The organism is Streptosporangium sp. NPDC051023, from assembly GCF_040689595.1.
Taxonomy (GTDB): Bacteria; Actinomycetota; Actinomycetes; order Streptosporangiales; family Streptosporangiaceae; genus Streptosporangium.
Genome location: NZ_JBFBCE010000197.1, coordinates 1 through 3328, shown reverse-complemented (window position 1 = coordinate 3328; position 3328 = coordinate 1). Strand labels below are relative to the sequence as shown.

3 protein-coding genes, 1 pseudogene and 1 riboswitch are annotated in these 3328 nt (G+C 68.4%); of the genes and pseudogenes, 2 read left to right on the top strand and 2 right to left on the bottom strand.

Annotated features, from left to right (window positions below; translation table 11 throughout):
• Positions 1 to 46: 46 nt before the first annotated feature.
• On the bottom strand, positions 47 to 787 hold the full coding sequence (locus AB0395_RS47905; RefSeq protein WP_366294979.1) for an SDR family oxidoreductase: 741 nt from the start codon (positions 785 to 787) through the stop codon (positions 47 to 49).
• A 94-nt stretch (positions 788 to 881) separates the two neighbouring features.
• On the opposite strand from AB0395_RS47905, the gene AB0395_RS47900 reads away from it, so the two are divergent.
• Complete coding sequence (locus tag AB0395_RS47900; protein WP_366294976.1) at positions 882 to 1271, top strand: MerR family transcriptional regulator; 390 nt, start codon at positions 882 to 884, stop codon at positions 1269 to 1271.
• Here the strand turns inward: AB0395_RS47900 and AB0395_RS47895 are convergent.
• A pseudogene (locus tag AB0395_RS47895) lies at positions 1185 to 1436 on the bottom strand (hypothetical protein); the annotation flags it as partial. The gene AB0395_RS47900 and the pseudogene AB0395_RS47895 overlap by 87 nt on opposite strands.
• A 305-nt stretch (positions 1437 to 1741) precedes the next feature.
• Positions 1742 to 1853, top strand: a riboswitch (TPP riboswitch).
• Here AB0395_RS47895 and AB0395_RS47890 point away from each other — a divergent pair.
• The gene (locus AB0395_RS47890; RefSeq protein ID WP_366294974.1) at positions 1844 to 3190 is read left to right on the top strand and encodes a cytosine permease; all 1347 of its coding nucleotides are present in this window, start codon (positions 1844 to 1846) and stop codon (positions 3188 to 3190) included. (Overlaps the previous riboswitch by 10 nt.)
• Positions 3191 to 3328 lie beyond the last annotated feature (138 nt).

Genomic DNA, 3328 nt, shown 5'->3' with positions numbered 1-3328 from the left:
CCCATGGCCGGCCGGGCGGCCATGGGCGGACGGGGGCGGCTCGCCGTCAGGTGGTGTACCCGCCGTCCACGGCGAGGGCGGTACCGGTGATGTAGCGGCCACCGGGACCCGCCAGATAGGCCACCGCGGCGGCGATGTCCTCGGTCTCGCCGTAACGCCCCAGGGCGGTGAGAGAGCGCTGGAAATCGGCGGTCTCGCCGTCGGCCGGGTTCATGTCGGTGTCGATCGGGCCCGGGTCCACAATGGTGGCGGTGATCCCGATCGGCCCCAACTCCCGGGCGAGTCCCTTGGTCAGCCCGATGAGCGCGGACTTGGCCGTCGCCTGCAGGACGAAGTTCGAGCCGGGAACGCGCCCGTTGAAGCACGACCCGATGCTGATGATCCGCCCGCCGTCGCCCATGTGCCGGGCGGCGGCCTGGGCGGCCAGGAACACCGACCGGATGTCCACGGCGAGTACCCGGTCCAGTTCCGCGGCGGACACCTCCGCCACCGGGCCGTAGGTGAGGAAGCCCGCGTTGTTCACCAGGATGTCAATGCGGCCCAGCTCTCGCACCGTCTGCTCCACCGCCTCTGCCGCGGCCGTCGCATGGGCCAGGTCGGCCTGGATGGCCAGGGCTCTGCCGCCCTTGGCCTCGATCTCCTTGGCGACCTCGCGTGCCTGGTCCGCCGCCTGGACGTAGGTCAGCGCGACCGCCGCCCCCGCCTCGGCCAGTCTTTTCGATATCGCCGCACCGATCCCGCGGCTGCCGCCGGTCACCAGTGCCACCTTGCCGGTCAGGTCACTCATCGATGTTTCCTCCCTGGACGGGGTGATTGTCACGGCGGCATGGTAGAAGTTGACATTGACGTCAGATTCAAGTCGTCGTCACGCGGGGTGAGGAATGCGGATCGGTGAGCTTGCGCGACGCAGCGGGGTGAGCGAGCGCTCTCTGCGCTACTACGAGGCCCAAGGATTGCTACGCGCGGAGCGCACCCCCGGCGGCCACCGGGAATACGGCGAGTGGGCGGTCGACCGCGTCGTGCGCATTCAGGTGCTCTATGCGGCGGGCCTGAACAGCAAGAAGATCGCACAACTGCTGCCCTGCGTGAGAGACGCGGACGGTCGCCCGAACGAGATCGCAACCCCGGCGCTGGTCGAAACGCTCACCGCGGAACGTGATCGCATCAACCGCATGATCACTGATCTGCTTCGCTCCCGCGACGTCCTGGACGAGGTCATCGATACGGCGTCGGAGAACACGATCACCCGCCCGGCTTCGCTCGCGAGCTGACACCGAGCGCCAGAGCCGGGCTCTGGCGCGCAGGTTCTCAATGACGTGCTGGCCCCACTGCGCCATGTTGCGCCCCCTGGGCGCCATGCCCTCCGGATGGAGTATGAGCCGCAGCATGTTGATCGGCGGTTGAAGCAGCCCGGGCGCGGCGCCCTTGGTGAACACCTTGACCGCCTCATTGGCCGACACCGCCCGTCCGTGTCCGGGTCGGGCGAGTGGTGGTCAGCGGGGGATGGTGCTCGGTGTCCTTCGGTCGGCTGGCTCGGCGCGCGAGGTCGGCCATACGTTTCGGCAGGTCGTTGGCCGTTCGATACAGCTACGAAGTACAGCTACCGCAGCGAACTTAGCTGTACTTTCGCGGACGTCTGCGGATGCACCCTGTGCCGACTCTCTCGCCAGGGGGGAAGTAGCCGGAAGTGGACTAATAGTGCATTATGGGGGCGCGAACTGGGCTGATCCCAGTTCGGCACGTAAGCAAACGCGGGAGCTTGGGGCAACCAGGCTGAGAGGGCGACTACGGCTGTCGCCGACCGCAGAACCTGTCCGGGTAATGCCGGCGTAGGGAGCGCATCATGACGTCTGACGTCATTCATTCCAAGCATGCCGAGGCACCCCTCACCCTTGACCAGGCGCCCCCGAAGACCCTCGGCATGCTCGACCAGGGCGCGTTCTGGGCCAACCTGGGCGTCAGCCTGCTCGGCTTCTCCTTCGCGCTCTTCCTGATCAACCCGCTGGGTGACGACAACCCGCTCACCTTTGGCGCGGCGCTGCTCGCCGCCCTGGTCGGCAGCCTCATCGGTACCGCGATGGTCGGGCTCGCCGCCGTCCCCGGGGTGCAGACCGGCCAGCCCGCGATGGTGCTGCTGCGCGGCCTGTTCGGCGCCAAGCTCTCCTACGTCCCGACCGTGCTCAACATCATTCAGATGATCGGCTGGGGCGCGTTCGAGCTGTGGGTCGTCGCGATGGGCGCGCAGGCGATCTTCGGGGAATCGGTTCCCTATGCGGTCTGGGCGATCGCGGCGGGAGTCCTGACGACGGCGCTGACCATCTATCCGCTGGGAGCCATCAGGCTGCTCAGGCGGTTCGTCACGATCGGGGTGGTCATCTCCATCGCCTGGTTCGCAGTGGTCTTCCTGCGCGAGACCCCTGCCCAGACCGGCGGTTCATGGGACGCCTTCGCCGCGGCCGTTGACTTCGTGGTCGCGCTTTCCGTCTCCTGGGTGCCGGTCGCGGCCGACTACGCCAGGCACTCGCGTTCCAGCCGCGCGGCCTTCACCGGCGTCGTCGGCGGCTACACCATCGCCCAGGTGGCCTGTCTGGCCGTCGGCGTCTACGCGGTGGCGCTCGCGGGGCACAGCGTGGTGCAGAACCAGCCGACCGCCGTGTTCGCGCCGTTCGTCGCGGCCCCGCTGGGCGCGCTCTTCTTCGGCATCCTCGTGCTGCGCGAGACCGACCAGTCGTTCGCGAACGTCTACTCGACCGCGATGTCGCTGCAGAACCTGATGCCGAGGGTCGACCGCCGTGTCTTCTCGGTGGCCATCGGCGTGCTGACCACCGCCGTCGCCCTCGTCGTCGACGTGAACTCCTACGGCGCCTTCCTCAGTATCATCGGCGCGGTCTTCGTGCCGATGTTCGGCGTGCTCGCGGTCGACTACTTCCTGCTTGGCAGGGGCAGGAACTGGGACATCTCGGAGAACGCACCCTCCCGCCTGCTCATGGTGGTCCCCTGGGCGCTCGGCTTCGTCACCTGGTGGATGCTCGCGGCTCCCTCCCAGGTCTCCTGGTGGGCGGCGATCTGGAACGGCGCCAGACAGGCCGTCGGCTTCACCCCACAGCCCTGGATGAGCGCCTCCCTGGGTGCCTTTCTCGTCTCCGGCCTGATCACGCTCGCCTTCGGCGCCCTGCGCCGCCGCCCGTAGGGACGTCCCGCCGTCCGGACCGGGACCCGCCTCACCCCCGGTCACCCGGGGACTGTTCTTGGCTTGGGCGCGCCGGTGTCTGGACTGAGGAGCGAAGGAGCGAAGCGGATGAGCGACGAGGGAAGGCACCGGCACTGG

Coding starts and splice junctions, on each gene's coding strand:
- AB0395_RS47905 (WP_366294979.1), bottom strand. CDS start 787: ATGAGTGACCTGACCGGCAAGGTGGCACTGGTGACCGGCGGCAGCCGC.
- AB0395_RS47900 (WP_366294976.1), top strand. CDS start 882: ATGCGGATCGGTGAGCTTGCGCGACGCAGCGGGGTGAGCGAGCGCTCT.
- AB0395_RS47890 (WP_366294974.1), top strand. CDS start 1,844: ATGACGTCTGACGTCATTCATTCCAAGCATGCCGAGGCACCCCTCACC.